General features: G+C 53.3%; 23 protein-coding genes, 1 pseudogene and 1 riboswitch. Of the genes and pseudogenes, 9 read left to right on the top strand and 15 right to left on the bottom strand.

Annotated elements, in window-relative coordinates:
* Window positions 1-102 precede the first annotated feature (102 nt).
* Together pbpG and H2P46_RS01325 are read right to left on the bottom strand one after the other, a co-directional pair.
* Entirely contained in the window at window positions 103-1,050 is a 948-nt protein-coding gene (pbpG, locus tag H2P46_RS01320) for a D-alanyl-D-alanine endopeptidase (RefSeq protein WP_193403399.1), read from the bottom strand.
* A gap of 180 nt (window positions 1,051-1,230) precedes the next feature.
* Window positions 1,231-1,818: a Yip1 family protein gene (locus tag H2P46_RS01325; RefSeq protein WP_193403401.1), complete on the bottom strand. Its 588-nt coding sequence runs from the start codon at window positions 1,816-1,818 to the stop codon at window positions 1,231-1,233.
* 212 nt (window positions 1,819-2,030) lie between these two features.
* Here H2P46_RS01325 and H2P46_RS01330 point away from each other — a divergent pair, with 212 nt between their 5' ends.
* Complete coding sequence (locus H2P46_RS01330; protein ID WP_193403403.1) at window positions 2,031-2,609, top strand: DedA family protein; 579 nt, start codon at window positions 2,031-2,033, stop codon at window positions 2,607-2,609.
* Here H2P46_RS01330 and H2P46_RS01335 read toward each other — a convergent pair.
* Complete coding sequence (locus tag H2P46_RS01335; RefSeq protein WP_193403405.1) at window positions 2,603-3,376, bottom strand: SDR family oxidoreductase; 774 nt, start codon at window positions 3,374-3,376, stop codon at window positions 2,603-2,605. The genes H2P46_RS01330 and H2P46_RS01335 overlap by 7 nt on opposite strands.
* A 120-nt stretch (window positions 3,377-3,496) precedes the next feature.
* On the opposite strand from H2P46_RS01335, the gene H2P46_RS01340 reads away from it, so the two are divergent.
* The 3 genes and pseudogenes from H2P46_RS01340 to H2P46_RS01350 all read left to right on the top strand — a co-directional run bounded on the left by H2P46_RS01340 (window position 3,497) and on the right by H2P46_RS01350 (window position 7,802).
* Window positions 3,497-5,311, top strand: a complete 1,815-nt coding sequence (locus H2P46_RS01340) for a glycoside hydrolase family 15 protein (RefSeq protein ID WP_193403406.1) — start codon at window positions 3,497-3,499, stop codon at window positions 5,309-5,311.
* Between the two features lie 197 nt (window positions 5,312-5,508).
* The gene (locus tag H2P46_RS01345; RefSeq protein WP_193403408.1) at window positions 5,509-6,600 is read left to right on the top strand and encodes a L,D-transpeptidase family protein; all 1,092 of its coding nucleotides are present in this window, start codon (window positions 5,509-5,511) and stop codon (window positions 6,598-6,600) included.
* A 255-nt stretch (window positions 6,601-6,855) separates the two neighbouring features.
* A pseudogene (locus tag H2P46_RS01350) lies at window positions 6,856-7,802 on the top strand (inorganic phosphate transporter).
* An 81-nt stretch (window positions 7,803-7,883) separates the two neighbouring features.
* On the opposite strand, the gene H2P46_RS01355 reads toward H2P46_RS01350, so the two are convergent.
* The 4 genes from H2P46_RS01355 to H2P46_RS01370 form a co-directional block, all read right to left on the bottom strand.
* Window positions 7,884-9,068, bottom strand: a complete 1,185-nt coding sequence (locus H2P46_RS01355; RefSeq protein ID WP_193403410.1) for an MFS transporter — start codon at window positions 9,066-9,068, stop codon at window positions 7,884-7,886.
* Window positions 9,069-9,142: 74 nt separating this feature from the next.
* The gene (dusC, locus tag H2P46_RS01360) at window positions 9,143-10,093 is read right to left on the bottom strand and encodes a tRNA dihydrouridine(16) synthase DusC (protein ID WP_193403411.1); all 951 of its coding nucleotides are present in this window, start codon (window positions 10,091-10,093) and stop codon (window positions 9,143-9,145) included.
* Between the two features lie 3 nt (window positions 10,094-10,096).
* Entirely contained in the window at window positions 10,097-11,440 is a 1,344-nt protein-coding gene (gene rhlE / locus H2P46_RS01365) for an ATP-dependent RNA helicase RhlE (protein WP_193403413.1), read from the bottom strand.
* 221 nt (window positions 11,441-11,661) lie between these two features.
* Window positions 11,662-12,057 (bottom strand): YbhQ family protein, encoded by a 396-nt coding sequence (locus tag H2P46_RS01370; RefSeq protein WP_193403415.1) that lies wholly within the window; start codon window positions 12,055-12,057, stop codon window positions 11,662-11,664.
* 180 nt (window positions 12,058-12,237) lie between these two features.
* Here H2P46_RS01370 and H2P46_RS01375 point away from each other — a divergent pair, with 180 nt between their 5' ends.
* From H2P46_RS01375 to H2P46_RS01385, 3 genes are read left to right on the top strand one after another with little or no spacing between them, the layout of a single operon-like run.
* Complete coding sequence (locus H2P46_RS01375) at window positions 12,238-12,999, top strand: endonuclease/exonuclease/phosphatase family protein (RefSeq protein ID WP_193403417.1); 762 nt, start codon at window positions 12,238-12,240, stop codon at window positions 12,997-12,999.
* Complete coding sequence (gene clsB / locus H2P46_RS01380; protein ID WP_193403419.1) at window positions 12,996-14,240, top strand: cardiolipin synthase ClsB; 1,245 nt, start codon at window positions 12,996-12,998, stop codon at window positions 14,238-14,240. Before H2P46_RS01375 ends, clsB begins: the two co-directional genes overlap by 4 nt.
* Window positions 14,240-15,211 (top strand): lysylphosphatidylglycerol synthase domain-containing protein, encoded by a 972-nt coding sequence (locus H2P46_RS01385; RefSeq protein ID WP_193403421.1) that lies wholly within the window; start codon window positions 14,240-14,242, stop codon window positions 15,209-15,211. Before clsB ends, H2P46_RS01385 begins: the two co-directional genes overlap by 1 nt.
* A 60-nt stretch (window positions 15,212-15,271) precedes the next feature.
* On the opposite strand, the gene H2P46_RS01390 is transcribed toward H2P46_RS01385, so the two are convergent.
* Window positions 15,272-15,979 (bottom strand): Bax inhibitor-1/YccA family protein, encoded by a 708-nt coding sequence (locus H2P46_RS01390; protein ID WP_193403423.1) that lies wholly within the window; start codon window positions 15,977-15,979, stop codon window positions 15,272-15,274.
* Window positions 15,980-16,074: 95 nt separating this feature from the next.
* Window positions 16,075-17,169 (bottom strand): DUF1615 domain-containing protein, encoded by a 1,095-nt coding sequence (locus H2P46_RS01395; protein ID WP_193403425.1) that lies wholly within the window; start codon window positions 17,167-17,169, stop codon window positions 16,075-16,077.
* Between the two features lie 111 nt (window positions 17,170-17,280).
* On the opposite strand from H2P46_RS01395, the gene H2P46_RS01400 reads away from it, so the two are divergent.
* The gene (locus H2P46_RS01400) at window positions 17,281-18,063 is read left to right on the top strand and encodes an OBAP family protein (protein ID WP_238938927.1); all 783 of its coding nucleotides are present in this window, start codon (window positions 17,281-17,283) and stop codon (window positions 18,061-18,063) included.
* Here the strand turns inward: H2P46_RS01400 and moaE are convergent.
* From moaE to moaA, 5 genes are all read right to left on the bottom strand, one after another.
* A complete protein-coding gene (moaE, locus tag H2P46_RS01405; RefSeq protein WP_193403428.1) occupies window positions 18,060-18,512 on the bottom strand; it encodes a molybdopterin synthase catalytic subunit MoaE in 453 nt (150 codons plus the stop codon). The genes H2P46_RS01400 and moaE overlap by 4 nt on opposite strands.
* Before the next feature lies 1 nt (window position 18,513).
* Entirely contained in the window at window positions 18,514-18,759 is a 246-nt protein-coding gene (gene moaD / locus H2P46_RS01410) for a molybdopterin synthase sulfur carrier subunit (RefSeq protein WP_193403430.1), read from the bottom strand.
* Window positions 18,756-19,238, bottom strand: a complete 483-nt coding sequence (gene moaC, locus H2P46_RS01415; RefSeq protein WP_193403432.1) for a cyclic pyranopterin monophosphate synthase MoaC — start codon at window positions 19,236-19,238, stop codon at window positions 18,756-18,758. The genes moaD and moaC overlap by 4 nt, the downstream gene beginning before the upstream one ends.
* 2 nt (window positions 19,239-19,240) lie before the next feature.
* On the bottom strand, window positions 19,241-19,756 hold the full coding sequence (gene moaB, locus H2P46_RS01420) for a molybdenum cofactor biosynthesis protein B (RefSeq protein ID WP_193403434.1): 516 nt from the start codon (window positions 19,754-19,756) through the stop codon (window positions 19,241-19,243).
* Window positions 19,757-19,769: 13 nt separating this feature from the next.
* Window positions 19,770-20,756, bottom strand: a complete 987-nt coding sequence (gene moaA, locus H2P46_RS01425; protein WP_193403436.1) for a GTP 3',8-cyclase MoaA — start codon at window positions 20,754-20,756, stop codon at window positions 19,770-19,772.
* Window positions 20,746-20,880, bottom strand: a riboswitch (molybdenum cofactor riboswitch). It overlaps the preceding gene by 11 nt.
* Before the next feature lie 205 nt (window positions 20,881-21,085).
* Here moaA and H2P46_RS01430 point away from each other — a divergent pair.
* On the top strand, window positions 21,086-21,991 hold the full coding sequence (locus H2P46_RS01430) for a gluconeogenesis factor YvcK family protein (protein ID WP_193403438.1): 906 nt from the start codon (window positions 21,086-21,088) through the stop codon (window positions 21,989-21,991).
* Between the two features lies 1 nt (window position 21,992).
* On the opposite strand, the gene uvrB is transcribed toward H2P46_RS01430, so the two are convergent.
* Entirely contained in the window at window positions 21,993-24,014 is a 2,022-nt protein-coding gene (gene uvrB / locus H2P46_RS01435; RefSeq protein WP_193403440.1) for an excinuclease ABC subunit UvrB, read from the bottom strand.
* Between the last annotated feature and the right edge of the window lie 743 nt (window positions 24,015-24,757).

The following is a 24,757-nucleotide window of genomic DNA, read 5'->3' on the forward strand; positions in this document are numbered from 1 at the left end:
TTCCCTCGCCGTTCGCGCGTAGTGTAGGATTTTGCGGGTCATGAAACTATAGGAATAGGGGGTAATTCTCATGGTGCCCACCGAAGTGAGCACCGAATGACTTTACTCAATTGCGGAGCTGCTGGCCGCATTGCTGGCCACCTGCGACGCCTTCTGTTTTTTATAAGCCAGCGCAGCAGCAGGGACTGGCGCGGCCTTGCCCGTTTCTAACCAGTCGCGCAGGCGATTCGCATCGGCAAAATGCGTGTATTTACCGAACGCATCCAGCACCACTAACGCAACCGGACGATGGTTGATTTGGGTGCGCATTACCAGGCAATGCCCCGCTTCATCGGTGTAACCCGTTTTGGTCAACTGAATACGCCAGTCATCTTTATAAACCAGGTGGTTAGTATTACGGAATGGCAGCGCATAAGCGGGATGCGCAAATACCGCAGTGTCTTGTTTCGTCGTGCTGAGCTGTCCCAGCAGCGGGTATTCACGCGTGGCTTTCAGCAGCTTGATCAGATCCTCTGCGCTGGAGACATTCTGAATGGACAAGCCCGTTGGTTCGACGTAGTGGGTGTGGGTCATGCCGAGGGCGCGCGCTTTAGCGTTCATCGCACGAATGAAGGCGTTATAGCCGCCGGGATAGGCATGCGCGAGGCTGGCTGCAGCACGGTTCTCTGATGACATCAACGCCAGCAGCAGCATATTGCGGCGGCTGATTTGGCTGTTGAGCTTAACGCGAGAAAATACGCCGCGCATTTCAGGTGTCTGACTCACATCTACCGTCAGCATTTCGTCCAACGGTAAATGGGCGTCCAGCACCACCATCGCTGTCATTAATTTAGTAATAGACGCAATGGGTCGCACACGATCTGGATGGCTGGAGAACAGCACTTTATTAGTGCTGAGATCGACGATCATCGCACTGCCAGAAGCAATTTGTGGCTGAGCAATCGGTGCCAGCTGCGACAGCGACGTCGCCGCATGAGCCGGAAGCGCCTGTATCTGCCCGGAAACGAGCAGCGCCAGCGACAGCAGTGAAAAACGAATTTTTGCAGGCATCGTAAGAAAAAGACCCGGTTAAGATTGTGCGCTGTGTTCAGACACAGGCCGCCCGCTCCCGATCAGTCAGTGAGCACGCGGGCTGGCTGCAGCATCATACGCTGAAGTCTCCCCCTTTTCCTGGCGAGATTGTTTCCGGGCGTTAAAAAAGCTGCCGCCAGTGCGGCGGCAGCGACAGGATTAAAACAGTCGTGGTCCGTAACCCCACAGGATCACGGTCATGGCTAACAGCACTTCAAACACCAGTACGCCAATGGCCAGCGTTGAGCCAGAAAACCGCAGGCTCTCTTCACGATCGATATTCAGGAACAGCGGAATACCGACATACAGCAAATAACCGGTATAGACCAGTGCCAGTGCACCAACAAAAACACACAGCCATACCAGCGGATAGAGCGCCACCAGCCCGCTCAAAAACAGGGGAGTCGCCACATAGCCTGCAAACACCGTACAACGCTGGACGTTAGGACGTTGCGGGTAATCACGCGCCATCCAGTGTATGACCCGTCCCATAACCGCCACGCCGCCCAGAATAATCAGATAAAACAGAATACCGAGCCCAATCCCGGTCAGCAGATTAAGTTGCACAAAACGCCCTTCGCCCAGATTCCAGCCCAGCTGTGTTGTACCAATAAAGGCGCAGATCACCGGAATGGCAGCCATTAACAGAACATGGTGGGCGTAATGGTGCGAAACGCTTTCGTTCTCTTGCTTGATGTTGCGCATTTCCTGGTTCGGATGCGACAGAAGACCCCAGACATGATTCATACAAACACTCCTCTGATGCGATGGGCCGCCCCTTCTCACCTGCAGACTTGTCTTAAGGGCAGCTTCATTTTCAAGTATAAACGTCGCCGCAATTTCTGCGGCGATTGCTGAATAAATCAGCTGAAAAAGGCCATTACCTACGCTACTGAGCGGAAGCCCAGGCGGTTAGCGTATAAACTGAAGCTGGCGATCATCAAACAGGGAGGTCAGTTTTGCATTTTGATATTAATGGGTTAATCACCGAATACGGTTATCTGGCGCTGTTTATCGGCTGCATTGCTGAAGGAGAAACCTTTACCCTGCTCGGCGGGGTCTCGGCGCATGAAGGCTTGTTGCATTTTAGCGGCGTCGTTTTAGCCGCGATGGCGGGCGGTGTGGTGGGCGATCAGTTGTTGTACTGGCTGGGCCGACGCTATGGCAGGCGCATCTTGAGTCGGTTTAAAAAGCATCAGGATAAAATAATTAAGGCGAACCGCCTGATAAAGCGTCGTCCCAGCCTGTTTGTCATTGGCGTGCGCTTTATGTACGGCTTTCGTTTGATTGGTCCGATTATTATTGGCGCCAGTCGGCTCAAACCCATGAAGTTCTTTCTGCTGAATGTCGCTGGAGCGGCGATCTGGGCACTGATTTTTGTCACGCTGGGTTATTTTGCTGGCGGCATTATTACGCCATGGTTGCACGCACTCGACCAGCACTTAAAGCATGTGCTTTGGCTGGTCGGCGCGATAGTATTTGCGTTCCTTGTACGCTGGGTGATTCGCCGCTGGCACACCAAACGGGCAGATCAGTAACCTTTGAATTGCGGATTCGCCAGCATAAATCCGCCATCGATAATAAACGACTGACCGGTCGTGTATGTTGCCCATTCTGAACATAGCCACGCCACCATACTGGCAATTTCATGCGTGTCGCCGGGCCGGCCTGCCGGTATTTCCGGCATTTTTATCTTATGCACGTCTGCATCGGTCATATCATTCATCGGTGTGGCAATGGCACCGGGCGCAACAGCATTCACCAGAATATTGTGTGGCAGCAGGCTTAACGCCATTGATTTGGTTAAGCCGCCGATAGCGTGTTTGGATGAGGTATAGGCCACGGAACCAGGTAGTGGCGTGTGTTCATGTACCGATGTGATGTTGATAATACGGCCCCCTTCGCCCTGCTCTACCATTTTTTGCGCGGCAATCTGGCTACAGACAAATGCGCCATCAACATTGACGCTAAAAACGTTGCGCCAGTCCTCGAACTTCACATCCAGGAAATCGGCTTTAATATTTGTCCCCGCGTTGTTGACTAACACATCAATGCGGCCAAATTTATCGATAAGCTGTTGCAGAGACTGACCGCCCTGTGGCGGATCGGCAAGATCAAGCTGAATGACTTCGGCACGACGGCCTTGTTCACGTACCCGCCGCGCAGTGTCCTGTGCGCCTTTTTCATCCGAGCGCCAGGTAATGCCAATGTCAAAGCCCTGTGCTGCCAGCATTTCAGCACAACGGCTGCCGATACCTGAATCCGAAGCGGTAATCACGGCTACTTTAATGGATTGCGTCGTCATTGCTTGCTGCCTCCTTAAAAAGTGTGTCAAAGAAGTATAGAACTTAACTATCTGTGCCCAAGCGGAGCCGCATTGCGTCTCCTGGCTATAGTTAGGGTTAACACTAACCGGGAGTAATGGATGAGTACGGTAAAACGCAAAATTGAGGATCATGGTGTTATTGGCGATTTGCGCACCTGCGCCCTGGTCGCCAACGACGGTACGATTGACTATCTCTGCTGGCCAGAACTTGACAGTCCTTCGGTATTTAGCGCGCTGCTTGATGGGGAAACCAGCGGCTTGTTTTCTCTTGCACCGGACTGGAAAAACGTTCGCCGCCAGCAGCTTTATCTCCCCGACACCAATATCCTGCAAACGCGCTGGCTGGGTAATGAAGGCGTGGCTGAAATCACTGATTATATGCCAATTTGCGATGATGCCGATAAACTGCCCCGCCTGATTCGACGGGTAAAAATGGTGCGTGGCAGCACGCATTTCACCATGCGTTGTGCACCGCGTCATGATTATGCGCGTGCACAGACCCGCGCCGAAGCTCAGCGCGGCTGTATTGATTTTCACGCTGACGGCCAGCCGTCGTTGCGCCTTGCCGCGACGGTCGTGATGACGCTGGATGACAATGCCGCCACGGCCAGATTTGTCCTGAAAGCCGGGGAACACGCCGAATTTGAATTGGGTAGCGTTGACGATGCGCATGTTGAAGCCATTGCCACTGAACGCTGCTTTGAAGAGACGCTGGCTTACTGGCGGCGCTGGTGCGCGAAAAGTAATTATCGCGGTCGCTGGCAGGAAATGGTGCAGCGCTCGGCACTGGCATTGAAATTACTGACCTCACACCGGCACGGTTCCATTGCTGCCGCTGCTACCTTTGGTTTGCCAGAAGAGTTAGGCGGAGAGCGTAACTGGGATTATCGCGCCTCCTGGATCCGTGACGCGTCATTCAGCATGTATGCCTTAATGCGTCTCGGCTACGTTGGTGAAGCTAAGCACTTCACCAAATGGGTTGGGCGTTGTGTTGAAAACAGCCATCATGACGAGATGCGTTTACAGGTGATGTATCGCCTCGACAGCAGCACCGAACTACACGAAATGGAGCTGCTTAACCTTTCGGGTTACGGTCATTCCCGGCCAGTACGCATCGGGAATGACGCCTGGCAGCAAATCCAGCTGGATATTTATGGCGAACTCATGGACGCCATCTATCTCGCCAATAAATACGGCGAAGCGATTTCCCAGCGCGGCTGGAGCCAAGTCTCGCAAATGATTGATCGCCTGTGCGACAGCTGGAATCAACCGGACGCCGGAATTTGGGAAATGCGCGGCGAGCCGGAGCATTTTCTGCATTCCCGGTTGATGTGTTGGGTAGCCCTGGATCGTGCATTACGCCTTGGTATGAAACGTTCATTACCGATGCCTTATGAACGCTGGGATCGCGCGCGCCGCGATATTCGCGAAGATATTTGGCAGAACTTCTGGAACAGCGATCGCGGTCACTTTGTCTCAACGCGTCACGGTGAATACCTTGATGCGTCAATGCTGTTAATGCCGCTGGTGCGTTTTGTCGGTGCCACCGATCCTGACTGGCTGGCCACGCTCGACGCGATTAAAACCCAGCTGGTCAGCGACGGCATGGTACGCCGCTACAATATTAGCCAGACTCCTGCCGATGGGCTGAAGGGATCGGAAGGTTCGTTTGGTGCCTGTTCGTTCTGGTACGTCGAATGCCTGGCGCGTGCCGGACGCATTCAGGAGGCGCAATTTGAATTTGAAAAGCTGCTCAGCTACGCCAATCCGTTGGGACTGTATGCTGAAGAGTTCGACAGCCGTGGCCATGCGTTGGGCAATTTTCCGCAGGCGCTCACCCATCTGGCGTTGATCAGTGCCGCTTTTTTCCTGAACCGCAAACTCAGCGGTGAAGTGACATTGTGGCAGCCTTGAAAGAGGGATATTTCGTCTAAAATAGCTATATGAAACACCTGGTTAAGGTGAGAAGTTTCGTAAACTGTGTCAGGACAGCTAAGATCCTGATTCACAACATCAGTTTAATGAACATATAATGCGCAGCGGGTCACCCTGACCGGCACGCTTTCAATACACTGACAAGCCTGAAATATGGCGATAACGACTTGTAAAATATGAAAATGAGTATTCGCGCGTTCGCTACAATCGCTTTGGCCCTGGCCGCTTTCAGCCAGTCTGCCTTCGCTGTGGTTTATCCTTTACCTGCGGCAAACAGCCGGCTGGTTGGGGAAAATATTGAAATTACCGTCCCACAAGACAGCAAATTGCCACTGGAAGCTTTTGCGGCGCAGTATCAAATGGGCCTCAGTAATATGCTGGAAGCTAACCCAGGCGTTGACGTTTATCTGCCGCAGGCTGGCCGTAAAATAATTATCCCGCAACAGTTGATTCTGCCTGACGCACCGCGTGAGGGCATTGTCATTAATAGCGCGGAAATGCGTCAGTATTACTATCCGAAGGGCAGCAAAACCGTCGTGGTTCTGCCTATCGGTATCGGTGAACTGGGTAGAGATACGCCCATTAACTGGACCACTACCGTACAACGCAAAAAAGATGGCCCGACCTGGACACCCACCAAAGCGATGCATGCAGAATATGCTGCACGCGGTGAAAACTTACCGGAAATGTTCCCGGCTGGCCCGGATAACCCAATGGGCCTGTATGCGCTGTATATTGGCCGTCTGTATGCCATCCACGGTACTAACGCCAACTTTGGTATCGGCTTACGCGTAAGTCACGGTTGCGTACGTTTACGCGCCGACGACATCAAATGGCTGTTCCAGAACGTGCCAGTGGGTACGCGCGTACAGTTCGTCGATCAACCGGTGAAAGCGACGGTGGAAGCCGATGGCTCACGTTATGTAGAAGTGCACAATCCGCTTTCTACTACCGAAGAACAGTTCAATTCAGGCGAGCTTGTACCGATTACGCTGACCCAGGCGGTAAGTAAGGTGCTGGTTGATAACAGTGTGAACCAGGACGCAGTTAACCGGGCGATTCAGCGCCGCTCCGGTATGCCGGTTAAAGTTAACGCTGTTGCGAATAATGTGCAGACTACGCCGGTCGATGTGCCAGAAGGTCAGAACGCACAGCCGAAAGAAGAACCGATGACGCCAGTGACCGCCCAGGGCGCAAACGCCATGGATCCAAACGCTGCCCAGCAAACACAACCTCAGCCCGCCGCTGCTAACGACGACAATTCATAATCATTGCTTCGTTAGCGATAACCCGCTGTGCCATGAACCCCGAAAGTTGAACATCCAACGAGTAGGGGTTTTTCATTATGAATAAAAAACGCCGTTAATTACAGGCATCAGGCTGCCTGCCATACTCTGAACAATAGCGGTTGCAGAAAGGTGCTCCGCGCCGACGCCGATCATTTTACTGTCATACAAAGCGTGTATCACACTGCCCATAGCGGATGCAAACTGACATCTGGCATGTGAAACCCGAGGTGTGCCATGAGCGAAAATAGTCTGTCGTCTACTCCCTCAACACCAGGACGTCCTGATTTCAACGGTAAAGGTAGCCGATTCTCAAAACCGCTGTTTCTCACTCTTCTGGCGGCAGGTCTGCTATTTGCCGGGCTGAATTTATTCAAGGATGTTGAGGAAACAGGCACGGCGGTGACCAGCTATGTTCCCTTCCTGCTGCTGGGTCTGGCGCTGCTGATAGCGCTGGGTTTTGAGTTTATTAATGGCTTTCACGACACGGCGAATGCCGTGGCAACGGTGATTTATACCCGCTCCCTGACGCCAGGCGTCGCGGTGATATGGTCGGGAATATGTAACTTTCTCGGCGTGTTGCTCTCCAGTGGCGTGGTGGCATTCGGCATAATTTCCTTGCTGCCGGTGGAGCTGATTCTGCAGACCGCCAGCAACAATGGCTTCGCCATGATTTACGCCCTGCTATTTTCTGCGATTATCTGGAACCTCAGTACCTGGTATTTTGGTTTGCCATCATCGTCATCGCACACATTAATTGGTTCAGTTATTGGGGTAGGCGTCGCAAATGCCATGTTGCAGGGACTGAGCTGGACAACGCCACGCGTTTTATCCCAATGTGGGTCAAAGTGGTGGTGGCAATTGCGCTGGGGCTGGGAACCCTGGTTGGCTGGCGCCGAATTGTGGTTACGGTGGGGGAGCGCATCGGCAAAACTCATCTTACCTATGCGCAGGGAGCAAGCGCCGAGCTCGTGGCGATGATAACCATTGGGGCGTCTGACAGCTTCGGCCTGCCGGTATCTACAACGCATGTTCTCTCTTCAGGCGTTGCCGGCACTATGGCAGCAAACCGCTCAGGATTGCAGATCGCTACCCTGCGCAACCTCGCCATTGCCTGGGCGCTGACGCTACCGGCTTCCGTCCTACTTGCCGCTCTGCTTTATGGGCTGTTTATCCACTTTTAATCAGCGACCGCTGTAAGCGTTCTGCGACAGCCATGATCGGGAGATTTACGCGTCGGTGCACGGCATCAGGTTGTGCACCGATTAACGTCGGGTGCTTTGCAACCGCAACCGCAGCGTAATTAACAGCGCGCCCAAAACCATCATTGCCGCCGCCAGATACACCGACTGCATGCCCCAGTGACCGATAAACAAGCCCGCGACCGGCCCCGTTAATCCCAGCCCCAAATCCAGGAATGCCGAATAGGTGCCCAGCGCCGAGCCGTGATCCTGACGTTCAACCTGTTTCACCGCTTCAACACCCAGCGCCGGGAAGATCAGCGAAAAGCCGCAGCCGGTAAGAAATGCGCCACCCCCCACCAGCAGTGCGCTGTCAGCTTGCCAGATGATGATTAATCCCAGGCATTCCAGCAGGAAGGAAACAAGCGATACGTTAAGGCCACCAAAACGGGTAATAAAGCGACCAAAACTCAAGCGCACCAGCACAAACCCAAGGCTAAATACCGACAGCGCCAGCGCCGCTCCATGCCAGTCACGGCTGGCAAAGTAGAGCGTAATAAAGGTGGCGATAACACCAAAACCGATAGTGCCAAAGCCCAACGCCATGCCATATAGCCAGACACGCGAAAAGACACGATGAAAAGGAATGCGTTCACCCACACTAACGCTGACCGCCGGTTTGCTGTTAGCCAGCAGATAACCACCTATACCCATTAAGGCAATCAGTCCGGCGAAGCCGCTCATGCCAAACCCTGCATTAAGCATCACCCCGAGCGGCGCACCAATTGCCATCGCCAGATAGGTCGCGACGCCATTCCACGAAATGACGCGAGCGGTTTGCATCGGTCCGACAATATTCATGCCCCACAACGTTGAACCCGTGCTGCTAAAGCTTTCACCAATGCCGAGAAACAAACGGCCCAGCGCCAACAGGGCCAGGCTGAGCATCGGTAAATGGCGCACTAACGCCGCAATAATCGTCAGCACCCCGCTCATGCCGCAGCAGATCAGCCCCAGCATAACCACACGTTTTGGCCCAAGGCGATCGGCAAGGCGGCCCGACTGCGGGCGACTGAGCAACGTTGAGAAATACTGCAAACTGATAATAAGCCCGGCGATAAACGAGCTGAAACCCAGCTGGTTTTTGACAAAACCGGGCAGCACCGCCAGCGGCAGGCCAACAGAAAGATAACAAAAGAAGGTAAAAACAATGACGGAAAGAATACGTTTATTGAGCTGGCTGTTACTCAATACGGCGACGTCAGACATGGCGGACTTGTAAGCTATGTGAAAATTTCATCCATCATACCTTTAGCCTGCTACCCAGTCGCCTGATTTTTTTATCACAAACTGCCAGCAGCCGCATGACGATTGATGGCGCCAGCTATGGCACTGGAAGTTTTTAACGTGCGGATTTCACTGAATAAACCCTCTGCTTCGCCATAGGCTTTGCGTAGATAGCCCAGCCACTGCTTGATACGGGCAACATGATAAAGTCCGGTATCGCCCTGCTTTTCGAGGTGAGTGTATTTTTGCAGTAACGCGACCACGCCAGGCCAGGGCATCGGCGCTTCGTGGTACTTCACCACCCGGCTCAGGTTCGGCACGTTAAGAGCACCGCGTCCGAGCATAATTGCGTTACAGCCGGTAATACGCAGACAATCTTGCGCGCTTTGCCAGTCCCAGATTTCACCGTTGGCGATAACCGGGATGCGCAATCGCTGACGGATTTCACCAATCGCCTGCCAGTTAATGGCTTCGGCGCGGTAACCGTCCTCTTTGGTGCGGCCATGTACCGCCAGCTCGCTGGCCCCGGCCTGCTGTACCGCATCAGCAATTTCCATGCTACGCGCGCTGGAATCCCAGCCAAGACGTACTTTTACCGTTACCGGCAATTCGTCAGGCACGGCTTCACGCATCGCTTTAGCAGCGCGATAAATCAGCTCAGGATCTTTGAGCAACGTCGCTCCGCCACCGCTGCCATTTACCACTTTGGAAGGACAGCCGCAGTTGAGATCGATGCCCCAGGAACCCAGTTCCACCGCGCGAGCAGCATTTTCGGCGAGCCATTCAGGATACTGCCCCAGCAGCTGTAAACGCACCCGCGTGCCGGAGGGCGTGCGGCTGGCGTTATGCAACTCGGGGCAGAGGCGATAAAAGGATTTTACTGGCAACAGCTGATCGACCACGCGCAAAAACTCGGTAATGCACAAATCGTAATCGTTGACTTCCGACAACAGCTGACGCACCAGCGAATCGAGCACGCCTTCCATCGGCGCCAGTAAGACCCTCATCGCTTAGCTATTCCCGGAACGTTTCACTGCCGGGCGACGTGGACGTGCCGGTTTATCAGCCGAGGCCGGACCCTGACGACGTGCCTGCTGAGGCCGTTTGTCACCAGAAGGCCGTGGCATCGATGAGCCGGGACCACGCCCACGCCCGCCGCCGCCACTACGCGTTTGCTGCTGGCGTCCGTTTTGAATCGGTTCCGCTTTGATTCCTGGATCCGGGTCGTAACCGGCAACGGCCAGACGCGGAATCTCACGCTTCAGCAGACGCTCGATGTCACGCAGCAGTTTATGTTCGTCAACGCATACCAGCGACAGTGCTGCGCCAGTTGCCGCAGCACGCCCGGTACGACCGATGCGATGGACGTAATCTTCTGCGACATTTGGCAGCTCGTAGTTAACCACGTGTGGCAGTTCCTCAATATCGAGGCCGCGTGCGGCGATGTCCGTCGCGACCAGCACGCGAATGCCGCCTGACTTAAAGTCAGCCAGTGCACGTGTACGTGCGCCCTGGCTTTTATTGCCGTGGATCGCGGCGGCGGTAATTCCATCTTTACCAAGCTGTTCAGCCAGATGGTTTGCACCGTGTTTGGTTCGGGTAAACACCAGCACCTGTTGCCAGTTACCTTCACCGATCAGCTGCGACAGCAGCTCGCGCTTGCGCTTTTTATCAACAAAAACCACCTGTTGCGAAACCTGTTCAGACGCGGTGTTACGGCGTGCGACTTCCACCTGTTCCGGGTTGTGAAGCAGCTTTTCTGCCAGCGTTTTAATCTCATCAGAAAAGGTGGCAGAGAACAGCAGGTTTTGACGTCTGGCTGGCAGTTTTGCTAACACGCGACGAATGTCGTGGATGAAACCCATGTCAAGCATGCGATCCGCTTCATCCAGCACCAGCACTTCAACCTGCGAAAGGTCCACTGCATTCTGATGTGCCAGATCCAGCAGGCGGCCTGGCGTCGCAACCAGAATATCGACGCCGCCACGCAGTTTCATCATTTGCGGATTGATGCTGACACCACCAAACACCACCAGTGAACGCAGCGGTAAATATTTGCTGTATTCGCTGACGTTTTCGCCGACCTGCGCCGCCAGTTCACGGGTTGGGGTCAGAATTAGCGCGCGCACCGGGCGACGGCCACGCGCAGTACCGGCTTTCGCCGACAATTTTTGTAACAACGGTAAGGTAAAACCGGCTGTTTTACCGGTGCCGGTCTGGGCGCTTGCCAGCAGATCGCGGCCTGACAGCACCACAGGAATCGCCTGGCGCTGAATCGGTGTGGGTTCGCTGTAGCCTTGTTCGGCGACCGCACGCAAAATATCGGCACTCAGGCCGAGAGAGTCAAAAGACATTAAGTGTTTTACTCCGGTCCGCTCTGGCCGTGATTCACGGTGTAGTTTTCAGAGGGATAGTGACGCCAGCTGGGGCTGACGCGTGAAAAGGGCACAAACTACGATGCGTAAGCGAGCCAGTGTAGCAGCTTTATGGCGGCGGGGCGAGATAGCTCACATTTCCTGACAGAACGTGCAACGCTATAAACAGGAAGGCCACCGTTAGGTGGCCTTCGGCTTAGCTACGTTTTTTCTCGACGCGCCCTGTTGGCTGTTGGCTCTTTCGCCAACAGCGACACCAGCGCCGGCCCCACTAACATCACCAGGCCAAGGCAGGCCAACAGCAGACTGTTATGAAAGACGCGCGACACTAAAAACAGCGTCATCATTGCCGCCCCAAAATAGTAAGTGGTGGTCGCTTCTTCAAGGTAATCGCCCAGGGTGCGCAAACGAGCACTACGCTGCGTGACCAGCATGGTGATAAACACCCCCGCATAGGCCACTACCAGTGTACTGCACACTTCAACCAGCGCGTTATGTTTCCAGCCCCAGACCAGCGCCACAATTACCAGCAGATGCAACGCGATATGTGCATACGTTTGACCGGTGATAATTTGAATACGATTAGACCATTTCATTTTCTTCTCCTGGCAGACCCAACAGGTCGCCCAAGTACAACCGGCACAGGCCGGTGACGGATTTCCTCAATGTAAAGCAAATTTCGGATAACGCCCTAAATGTCGCCCTTCTTCACCACCTGTTTGTGACAAAGACTACACTTTGATCCTGTTGATGATGAAAAGGAGTGCGTCGCGAGTATGCCACAAAACAAGCAAGGATTTTCATTTAAAGTCCTGACGATCAACACACACAAGGGTTTTGCCCCCTTCAATCGCCGCTTCATCCTGCCGGAACTACGCGAAGCCGTTCGCGCGACCTCAGCGGATGTAGTTTTTTTGCAAGAGGTGATGGGTACGCACGCCATCCACCCGCTGCACCATGAAAACTGGCCGAATATGTCGCATTACGAATTTCTGGCCGACACAATGTGGAATGATTATGCCTATGGGCGCAACGCCGTTTATCCCGAGGGACATCACGGTAACGCCATTTTGTCACGTTTTCCTATTATCGATTATGAAAATCGCGATATTTCTGTTGCCGGAAGTGAAAACCGCGGCATGTTGCACTGTAAAATTGCCCTGCCTGAACCACACGGCTTGCTGCATGTGATCTGCGTACATTTGGGGCTGAAAGAGGCGCATCGCCATGCGCAAATGAAAATGATGTGCGAGATGATTGCTTCCCTGCCGCCCGATGCGCCGCTGGTGGTGGCAGGTGACTTTAACGACTGGCAGCATCGCGCCAATAAGATCCTGAAACAAGGCGCGGGATTAAAAGAAGTTTTCAGCATGAAAACCGGACGCCCGGCGCGCACCTTCCCGGCCCGCTTCCCTTTTCTGCGGCTGGACCGTATTTATGTGCGTAACGCGACGGTAAGTCATCCGTGGGCGCTACCGCGTAAACCCTGGTCGCACCTGTCCGATCACGCACCGCTGGCTGTGGAGATCCATCTATGAATTTTCACTGGCAAGAGGGGAATAAACTGCGCCTGCTGGAAAACGGCGATGAGTTTTTTCCGCGGGTATTTGGTGCTATTCAGCGTGCCGAACGCGCGCTAATGCTCGAAACGTTTATCCTGTTTGAAGATGAAGTTGGAAAAGCGTTACATCGTGAATTACTGGCAGCAGCAGAACGCGGCGTGAAAGTTGAAGTCATGGTATACGGCTACGGGTCGCCAGATCTGTCAGAGGATTTTATCAACAGCCTGACCGGTGCAGGCGTGCGCTTTATCTATTACGATCCGCGTCCGCTGGTCATGGGTATGCGCACCAATGTATTCCGCCGCCTGCACCGTAAAATCGTGGTCATCGATGACGTTATCGCCTTCGTTGGCGGAATTAATTTCTCTTCTGAACACAACACCAGTTACGGGCCGGAAGCAAAACAGGATTATGCAGTAGAAGTTAAAGGCCCGGTGGTGGCAGACATTACCCGCTATGTGCAATGTGCCATGGGCAGTGAGCAGGCGACGCGCCGCTGGTGGGGAGCGCGCTCGCATCGTCCGGCAAAAAATGCCACGCCAGGGGATGCCCAGGTCCTGTTCGTTTATCGCGACAATGACGCGCACCGCGACGACATCGAAACGCATTATCTTGATATGCTGCGCAGCGCCAGAGAAGATGTGATTATTGCCAATGCCTACTTTTTTCCTGGTTACCGTTTGCTGCGTGAGATGCGTAACGCGGCTCAGCGTGGCGTGCGCGTCCGGCTGATTGTGCAGGGCGAACCGGATATGCCGATTGTGAAAGTCGGCGCAGAAATGCTCTATAACTACCTGGTGGATGCAGGGGTTGAGATTTATGAATACTGTCGTCGTCCGCTGCACGGTAAAATTGCCGTGAAAGATCAGCAATGGTCAACGGTCGGCTCCAGCAACCTTGATCCGCTAAGCCTGTCGCTAAATCTGGAAGCGAACCTGATTATTCACGATCGCCAGTTTAACCAGACACTGCGCGAAAATCTGGGACATTTACTGGCGGAAGAGTGTCAGCGCGTGCAGGACGATAAATTGCCGCCGCGCACCTGGTGGCATCTTACCAAAAGCGTGATCGTGTTCCACTTCCTGCGTCACTTCCCGGCCATTGCCGGTTGGTTGCCCGCCCATACGCCGCTTTTGGCTCAGGTTGATCCCCCGGTTCAGCCAGAAATGGAAACGCAAGACCGGATCGAAACGGATAATGAAGGAGCGAAACCCTGATGGCGAAAAAGCATCCTCGCTGGCGACTGGCGAAAAAAATCCTCACATGGCTGTTTTTTATCGCGGTGATCGTGCTGCTGGTGGTCTATGCACGTAAGGTGAACTGGGAGGATGTGTATAAGGTCATCGTTAACTATGACCGTTTCGTGGTGTTAATTGCCGCCGGGTTAGTGGTAGCGAGTTACCTGACTTATGGCTGCTATGACTTGATTGGCCGCGCTTACTGTGGCCACAAGCTGGCGAAGCGTCAGGTTATGCTGGTGTCATTTATCTGTTACGCCTTCAATCTGACGCTAAGCACCTGGGTTGGCGGTGTAGCGATGCGTTACCGGCTCTATTCTCGCCTGGGCTTAAACAACGGCACGATTACGCGCATTTTCTCGATCAGCATTGCGACTAACTGGCTGGGCTACATTCTGCTGGCAGGCGTGATATTCACGGCGGGCATGGTTCCGGTTCCCGCAGGCTGGTTTATTGGCGAGACGACGCTGCGATTAATTGGTGCTGCGCTGCTGGTGATGGTGGTGGTCTACTTGTGGGCCTGTGCCTTTTCAAAGCGTCGCCGCTGGACAGTGAAAGGTCAGACATTGCAGTTGCCATCGCTGCGCATGGCGCTGCTTCAGTTTGTGGTCTCCTGCGCCAACTGGATGGTGATGGGCGCAATTATCTGGCTGCTGCTGGGCCGGAATGTAGGCTATCCGGTGGTGCTGGGTGTGTTGTTAATCAGCAGTATCGCAGGCGTTATTATCCATATTCCGGCAGGCATTGGCGTGCTGGAGGCGGTATTCCTGGCGTTACTGAGCGGGCAACATGCAACGCATGGCACAATCATTGCTGCGCTGCTGGCCTATCGCGTATTGTACTTTATTTTGCCCCTGCTGCTGGCGCTGGTGCTTTATTTGCTGCTGGAGAGTCGGGCTAAGCACCTGCGTGAGAAAAATGAGAAGAAGTTGCAGAACGTACAGAAATAAGACGGGCCATTTTAACCCTCTTGCGTATTGCCAGAGGGTTAAAATTTCAGACAAGCCAGGCTAGCGGCGATTACCAAAAATTCGCAGTAACATCAGGAACAGGTTAATAAAGTCGAGATACAACGTCAGCGCGCCCATAATTGAATAGCGACGCAGGTTTTCTGTATCACGTACATCGATCTGCGCACCCATGTTTTTCAGTTTCTGCGTGTCATACGCTGTTAAGCCTACAAACACCACCACACCAATATAGGTAATGGCCCACATTAACGCCGGGCTTTTCAGCCAGAAGTTCACCAGCGACGCCAGCACGATGCCAATTAACGCCATAAACAGCAAACTGCCAAAGCCACTCAGATCGCGTTTAGTGGTGTAGCCGTAGCAGCTCATCGCGCCAAACATCCCAGCGGTGACGAAGAAGGTACTGGCAATCGAAGAATAGGTATAAACCAGGAATATGCTCGCCATCGTTAACCCGGTCAGCGCCGAATACAGCATAAATAATCCGGTTGCCACCGCGCCGCTCAGGCGATGCACCATGCCGGAAAGGAAGAAAACCAGGCCGAGCTGTACGATAATCAAACCAAAAAATGTGATGCGATTAGCAAACACCAGCTCCATTATCGCTGGCGTGCGGGCAGCAAACCAGGAAACAAAGGCAGTGAGCAGTAAGCCACAGGTCATCCAGCCATAGACCTGCGCCATATATACCTGCAGCCCGCGGGTCGCAGGCTGCACTATTGAATCATTGCGTGGATATCGGTCCATGATGCACCTCTTGTAATTGGATTTGGACACACTCCGTCAAACGGAGACTCGCTAAGTGTGGCACAGCTCCGCTCAACTATGCCACAACCTATGCACTAACGACGCAACAGGCATTGTTGATAACGACTATCAACACGCTGCGCAAACCAGGCAGTGGTGAGTTTACGGGTAATTTTGGGGCTTTCCAGCTGGATGCCAGGCAGCATTTCTCGCGGCAAACGGCGCCCGGCCATTTTATCAGCCAGCGTGAACACCTGCTTCCATACATCGCTGTCGCTAAAATCTGCCTGCTCCCCTTTTTCTAAATCATCACGAATTTCGCTGTTACTCATATCAATGCGCTTCGCCAGCGTGCGCACCGCCAGTTCGGTAGAACCGGCTTGTTCTGAGCCATAAAGAATAAGATCGCCATCCAGCGCCAGCTTCATGCCAGTAACACGTGCTACAGCGGCCTGGAAGGCCGCGTTACGGCTGGCGTACCAGCCCGCATTAAAATCGGCGAAACGATACAGCGGCTGGCTGTAATCGGCCGAATAGCCCAGCAGATGCATAATACCGAAATACATACCGCCGTGGCGGGTAAAGACTTCCCGGCGGATCGAGCCGTCCACCGGCCACGGATAGCCTTTGGCATGCGCTTCAGCAAAGGCAATACTGACCTGCATCGGCCCCCCCGTATGGATTGGATTAAGATTGCCAAACAGCTTCTGCCCCATCGGTATTCTGTCAATAAAGTCATCAAAGATAGCGCTTAGCTCTTTTTCACTACGGACTTTATCCAGCCGCGCAGCATAGCTTTCTCCATTGGAGGATTTGATCAACAGCGCAGTACGCACCAGGAACGCGGGTACATGAACGCTGGCGGCACGGCGATCGATTTCACCCCAGGCAATTTTAGTCAAGCCCGGCACCGCCGCTTCGGCGCTGAAATTAGACTCCTGATCGGCAATGGCGATCGCTGCGCACAGGTTACTGCTGCTGGGATCGATCTGCTGGGTGCGGAACGCGGTGTAAATATCGTCGGCCCAGTCTGATTTATGCGTGACGTGTAAAGGCAGCAACTTCTGAATTTGTGCTTTGACATCAGCAGGCTGGCGAACCGGTACTTGCGGTGATTTTTTGGTGCTACACCCCGCCAGCATCAGGGCGGTAATCAACGCCAGCCGCTGCAAAAGAGTCGTGGATGACATGCCTGTCCTCTGGTGAAACGAAACGCCTACCTTATCATTGCAGCGCATCAGGCGGCAGGTCTGTTTTTCTGAACTACTTTTAATCTTTTACGCTTAAAAGGCTGCAACATGTTGAAACGCTTACCTCTCGCTACGCTTAGTTTGCTGTTGGTTGGCTGCGGCGGCAATAATTCTCCGGCCAATGTCCACGCGCCAGGCGCGCCTGCCTCGGCTTCCCTGCAAGTGCTGGAAACCGGCGCGGCCGCCCTGCAAGCCCGTCCCCCCATTGATGCGATTAGCGCCTATCTGGATGGGTTTCATTTCTACAATGGCGACCAGAATGGACAGATGGAAGCGCATCATTACGTGACGGTGCTAAATGAAGATGTGATGCAGGCCGTGATTTACGACGGCAATACGCGTGATGCAAAACTCATGGGTGTGGAGTACATCATCAGCGAACGGTTATACAAAACCTTACCGCCTGAAGAGAAGAAGTTATGGCACAGCCATCAATATGAGGTGAAATCAGGTTCACTGATTGCGCCAGGTTTACCCGCCACAGCCGATCACGCATTAATGAAACGCATCGCCAATACTTACGGAAAAACCTGGCATACCTGGCACACCGATCGCGACAAAGCCTTGCCGCTGGGCATTCCGGCGTTAATGATGGGATTCACCGCCGATGGACAGCTGGATCCACGCCTGCTGGCCGATCGTGATAAGCGGTTTGATATAGAGACGAAAACGATCCGTGCCGAACGCGCCGATATTGTGACGCATCCGGTGGTGCCAGGAGCGAATGCCTGGGAACAAGGACAGGTGATCCAACTGAAACGCGTGGCGGGCGGCGGTGAACACGCGCATGGCGAAACACATTTCGCTCCCGCCGAGCAGCTTAAAAAACCTTAATCCCAGCGCTGTGCTGCCTGCTGGTCGCTGACGCGCGCATCAACCCAACGTTCGCCCTGTCCGGTCGTTTCACGTTTCCAGAAAGGAGCGCGGGTTTTAAGGTAATCCATAATAAATTCCGCAGCGGCAAATGCGCTGCTGCGATGCGCGCTGGTCACGCCGACAAAGACGATTTCATCGCCTGGAAACAGTTCGCCAACACGATGTATTACCGTGATACGCTGCAGCGGCCAGCGCTTGCGTGCATCATCCACGATATCCTGCAACGCCTTTTCGGTCATGCCCGGATAATGCTCCAGCGTCAGCGCCACCACATGATCGCCAAGATTATGGTTGCGCACCTTGCCGGTAAACGTCACCACTGCGCCATCTTCTTCACAGGCCGCCAGCCAGCTGTACTCTTCGGCCATATTAAACGGTGCGCGGCCAACACGAATTTGCGTTTCCATCTTATCCTCCGGTAACCGGCGGAAAGAATGCCACTTCATCGCCTGCCCGCAACGGATGCGTCATCGGCACCAGAGTTTGATTCACCGCCGCCAGCAGTTTGTCGGAGTCCAGCGCCAGCGCCCAGCGATCGCCCCGCTCAGCCAGCGCACGACGCAACGCGGCAATGTCGGGATAAGCTGGGGAAATGTCTATTTCGCCCGCGCCGATTAATTCGCGGACCTGCGCAAAAAACAGCACTTTAATCATGCCCTACCCGCCTGAAAATCACCAGATTTACCGCCGCTTTTGCTCAGTAAACGCAGCTTTTCGATAACAATATCTTTCTGCACCGCTTTGCACATGTCATAGATCGTCAGAGCCGCCACAGAAGCCGCAGTTAACGCTTCCATTTCAACCCCGGTTTTGCCCCTCAGGCGACACAGCGAGGTAATGCGCACCCGATTAAACGCCGGCTCGGCAATCAGGTTTACCTCAACTTTGCTCAGCATCAGCGGATGGCACAGCGGAATCAATTCCCAGGTCCGTTTAGCCGCCTGAATACCGGCAATGCGCGCAGTGGCAAAAACATCCCCTTTATGGTGGCTGCCTTCGACAATCATTTGCAGCGTTTCCGGTTGCATCAGCACCAACGCTTCCGCCTGCGCTTCGCGCACCGTGTCCGCTTTGGCTGAGACATCCACCATGTGAGCTTCACCGGCGGCATTAATGTGTGTGAGTTGTGTCATATTTACAGCTTCTTCAGATGTGAAACGAAATTACACGGGCGCGTACGCGCATCCACTTGATCGGCAATAATGCGCTCCCAGGCACTGCGACAGGCAGGCGTGGAGCCGGGTACGGCGAAAATCAACGTTTGATTCGCCATACCCGCTACCGCACGCGATTGCAGGGTTGAACCACCGATGTCTTCATAGGAAATCATGCGAAACAGCTCGCCAAAACCGTCAATCTCGCGGTCAAAAAGCGGCAATAGCGCTTCCGGCGTACTGTTTTTGGGGTTAAACCCCGTCCCCCCATTCACCATCACCACCTGCACATCTTCGCTGGCGATCCAGCGCGAAACAATAGCGCGTACCCGGTAAAGGTTGTCCGGCACAATGGCGTGATCAACCACGCTATGCCCGGCTTCGCGAGCCGCTTCACGTAGGTAATCACCAGATGTGTCATTGTCGGCATCGCGGCTGTCCGAAACGGTTAGCACGGCAAGCTGCAACGGTTGAAATTCGGGGGTTGGTTTACCCATGGTGGCTCCTGAATTATCCGCCAATATAAGAAAGATTTTGTGTCATGCCGGTATTACCCTGATGCAGAAAATGCGTCTGCTTTTTCTGACCGAGGCTGCTGGCGATACGCGCTTGCAGTTCCAGCTGCTGATCATCAGCGGCCAGCAAATCGCGCAGCGGTATGCCACCTTCGCCAAACAGGCAAAGATGCAGATTACCCTGGGCAGACACGCGCAGACGGTTGCAGCTGGCACAAAAATCTTTGGCATACGGCATGATTAAGCCAATTTCGCCAATATAATCCGGGTGAGAAAACACCTGGGCCGGACCATCGCTGCGTCCGCTTAAGCGACGTTGCCAGCCCTGGGCGATCAATTGATCGCGGATCACGGCGCCAGAGACATGCTGCTGACGAAACAGCGAGCCGCCGTCGCCGGTTTCCATCAGTTCGATAAAACGTAGCTGAATGGGGCGAGGTCGAATCCAGTCAAGGAAGGTAATCAGGTTGTGACTGTTAAGATCGCGCATCAGCACGCTGTTGACTTTGACCTGCTGAAAACCCGCGTCAAAGGCCGCATCGATTCCTGCCATCACCTGATGGAATTTATCCTGACCGGTAATAACATGAAACTGACGCGCATCCAGGCTATCAACGCTGACGTTGAGCGCGGTTAAACCGGCATCGCGCCACTGTCTGACGTCGCGCGCAAGGCGATAGCCGTTGGTGGTAACAGCAATATGGCGAATCGAAGCGTTTTCACGTACTGCAGCGATGATGTCGGTGAAATCGCGCCGTAGTGATGGTTCGCCACCGCTCAGGCGCACTTTTTCAGTGCCTGCGGCAGCAAATGCGCGCGTCACACGACGAATTTCATCCAGCGAAAGAAAGCTTTTATTACGGATGCCGTGCGGTTTGTAGCCGTCCGGCAAACAGTAGGTACAACGGAAGTTGCATACGTCCGTGACCGACAAACGCAAGTAATAGAACTTACGTTCAAATGCATCAGTAAATTGTGGCACCGGAACACCTTTCCAGATTCGGGAGATGCAGGCATTTCTTTCTGCACCCTGGTAGCGCGAAGGCTACGGCCTGAATCCCCTATCTTGCGACTTAGGCACTCAGGCTAGAGTGTACGCTGACCTTATGATCAACGCGGTTAGAGTGATGGTAGCGCGAAATTTCATACTATTCCATCGGCTGTTTTCGCTATATATTTAGTAACATAACGAACTTTCACCGCATTTTCGCGACAGGATACGTTAAAATGCACAGCAGAAATTGATGATTGTCATCCTCGTCCGGCCCTGTTTTTAAGAGGTCAGGCACCCGGCGCGTTTTAAGGAGAAGTATGAATCGAACACTGGCCTATCTCGATCGCGTCGTGGCTTTAGGTGGCGGACATGGTTTAGGACGCGTGATGTCGGCGCTTTCCCCGCTTGGTTCGCGCCTGACCGGCATTGTTACGACCACGGATAATGGTTGCTCGACCGGGCGTATCCGTCGCTCAGAAGGCGGTATTGCATGGGGTGACATGCGTAATTGTATTAACCAGTTAATCGCTGAACCCAGCGTGGCGTCAGCGATGTTTGAGTATCGCTTTGCCGGCAACGGTGAGCTGGCAGGTCATAATCTGGGCAATTTGATGCTGAAAGCGCTCGATCACCTTAGCGTGCGTCCACTCGAAGCCATTAATATTATTCGCAATTTATTAAAAGTAGATGCGTTTCTCATCCCGATGTCCGAGCAGCCGGTTGACCTGGTGGCGCTGGATAACGAAGGCAATATGGTTTACGGCGAAACCGCCATCGATGAGATGAAGCAACCGCCGCAGGAAATGATGTTGCATCCTAACGTGCAGCCTACCCGTGAAGCACTGGAAGCCATTGCTGAAGCCGATCTTATTCTGATTGGTCCCGGCAGTTTTTATACCAGCCTGATGCCCATTTTACTGATGGAAGAAATGGCTCAGGCGCTGCGTCGTACGCCCGCGACCATGGTCTACATTGGCAATCTGGGACGTGAGCTAAGCCCCGCCGCCGCCAGCCTGACCGTTGCCGATAAGCTGGAAATGATGGAACGTTATATTGGCAAACGCGTCATTGATGCCATTGTGATTAGCCCGGCAGCCGATACCCGCAACATTGAGAACCGGCTAATTGTGCGCGAACCGCTGGAAGCCGCTGACATTCAATATCGTCATGACCGCCAGCTGTTACGCGTCGCATTAGAACACGCCATCCAGGGGTTAAACTAAATTACGATGCAGCAATAAAAAGCGTGCGCAGTTCATGCAGCTGATCGCGCACGTTAGCCGCCTGCTCAAATTCCAGGTTCTGCGCATGCTGCTGCATCTGCCCTTCCAGCTCGTGGATCTTTTTCTGCAGTGCCTGCGGCGACAAGGCCAGATAATCGGCTTCCGCTTCGGCTGCACCACGTCGTGTTGACCTGGCTTTGCCGCGCGTTTTCACCACGTTATTACCCAACTCCAGAATATCAGTGATCTTTTTATTCAGGCCCTGCGGTACGATGCCGTTGGCTTCGTTATATTGCTGCTGTTTTTCACGACGACGCTCAGTCTCTTCAATGGCGCGCGCCATTGATGGCGTAATTTTGTCGCCATAAAGAATCGCTTTCCCATTGATATTACGTGCGGCACGGCCAATGGTTTGAATCAACGAGCGTTCGGAACGCAGAAAACCTTCTTTATCCGCATCCAGAATCGCCACCAGTGACACTTCTGGCATATCCAGACCTTCACGCAGCAGGTTAATCCCCACCAGTACGTCAAATTCGCCCAAACGCAAATCGCGGATAATCTCCATACGCTCAACGGTATCAATATCCGAGTGCAGATAACGCACTTTTTCGCCGTGTTCTTCAAGGTATTCGGTAAGATCTTCTGCCATGCGTTTAGTCAGCACAGTCACCAGGACGCGCTCGTTGATCGCCACGCGCTGGCGGATCTCTGACAGCAGATCGTCAACCTGGGTCGCGACCGGGCGCACCTCAAGGATCGGATCCAGCAAACCGGTCGGGCGCACCACCTGATCGATAACTTCGGAGCCCGATTTTTCCAGTTCATAATTGCCTGGCGTCGCGGAGACATAAATCGTTTGTGGGGCCAGCGCTTCAAACTCTTCAAACTTCATTGGGCGGTTATCCAGCGCGGACGGCAAGCGGAAACCGTATTCGACCAGCGTTTCTTTACGCGCCCGATCGCCGCGGTACATGCCGCCGATTTGTGGAATGGTGACGTGGGATTCATCCACCACCAGCAACCCATCCGCAGGCAAATAATCAAATAACGTGGGTGGCGCTTCGCCCGGTCCGCGCCCGGAAAGATAGCGCGAATAGTTTTCGATACCGGAACAATAACCTAATTCGCCCATCATCTCTAAATCAAACTGGGTACGCTGAGTAATACGCTGCTCTTCTAACAGCTTATTGTTTTCCAGTAATACTTTGCGACGGTCAGCCAGCTCAACTTTAACGTCTTCCATCGCCTGCAATATACGCTCGCGCGGCGTGACATAGTGCGTCTTGGGATAAATGGTAAAACGCGGGATCACCGACTCCACCTGACCGGTCAGCGGATCAAATAACGACAGCCGTTCGACCTCTTCATCAAACAGTTCCACACGCAACGCGATGTCATCGGATTCTGCCGGAAAGATGTCGATCACCTCACCGCGCACGCGGAACGTGCCGCGCTGGAAAGCCTGATCGTTACGGGTGTATTGCAGCTCCGACAGACGGCGCAGAATACTGCGCTGATCGATAATCATGCCGCGCGTCAGATGGAGCATCATTTTCAGATAGAGATCGGGATCGCCCAGACCGTAGATCGCTGAAACCGACGCCACCACAATCACATCGCGGCGCTCAAGCAGCGCTTTGGTCGCGGAAAGGCGCATCTGCTCGATATGTTCGTTTACCGAGGCATCCTTTTCAATAAAGGTATCGGAGCTGGGAACATAGGCCTCGGGCTGATAATAGTCGTAATAAGAGACAAAGAATTCCACAGCGTTGTCCGGGAAAAATTCTTTCATTTCACCATAGAGCTGCGCCGCCAGCGTTTTATTCGGTGCCAGTACCATCGTAGGCCGATTAAGATCGGCAATGACGTTGGCTACGGTAAACGTTTTCCCCGAGCCGGTTACGCCTAGCAGCGTCTGATGAGCCAGTCCATCCTCAAGCCCTTCTTCCAGGCGACGGATCGCTTCAGGCTGGTCGCCAGAGGGCTTGAAAGCAGAATTTAATTTAAAGGCTTTACTCATGAATGTGGTTCCTGCTGAAGAAGTCGGCGGGCAGGCGATAAGTTTACTCCGCTATGGCAATTTTACCAGAAAAAAATACTGGATATAACAACAGTAATTCTGCACTGTTATGAGGAAAGTCGCCGTAATCTGTAAACAGAATGTATAAGCCAGACACGGCATCTTTGTTGCGCAAGGTTATCCCCAGATGGAGCGTCATTTTAACATTTGTCAATAGAGCGTCATAAAATTACGGTTTGATGAACTGACGGATAATCCTTAGGCTTGTTTTTTATTAACTTTTTGAATTTATTCATTAAGGCCGAAAAGCCCAGTTTCTCAGCATAATGTGAACAAGCCGCGTATTTCCTCGCTTTCAACCTGTTTTCATTACCTAATGCACAAGGTTATCCACAGGAATAGTGGATAACTAAAGTCAGCCCTGTCGCCATCGGCTGTGTATAATTTTTCCCCCAGCAAAATCCCGCTTAGAAATACATTTTTTTCGGCTAAATTTGCCCCTTTCTGTAAAGCTTTAACTATCCTTTTGGAGCCTTGATGAAAAATTTACTCGCTGAAAGAGTCTTTTAAAGGCCGGTCATCATCAGGTGCGGTGCTTCGTCACAGCACAGCTGCACCAGAACCGTTAAGCATCCGGCACTGTCTGAGTGCAATGTTTTTATCACTTCAGAAATGGTTAAACATTTCTCATGTTTGGCCGCCATTTTATCGCTTTCTCAGGCTAGAACAGGCCATATTTTGAA

Source organism: Mixta mediterraneensis (assembly GCF_014946725.1).
GTDB lineage: Bacteria > Pseudomonadota > Gammaproteobacteria > Enterobacterales > Enterobacteriaceae > Pantoea > Pantoea mediterraneensis.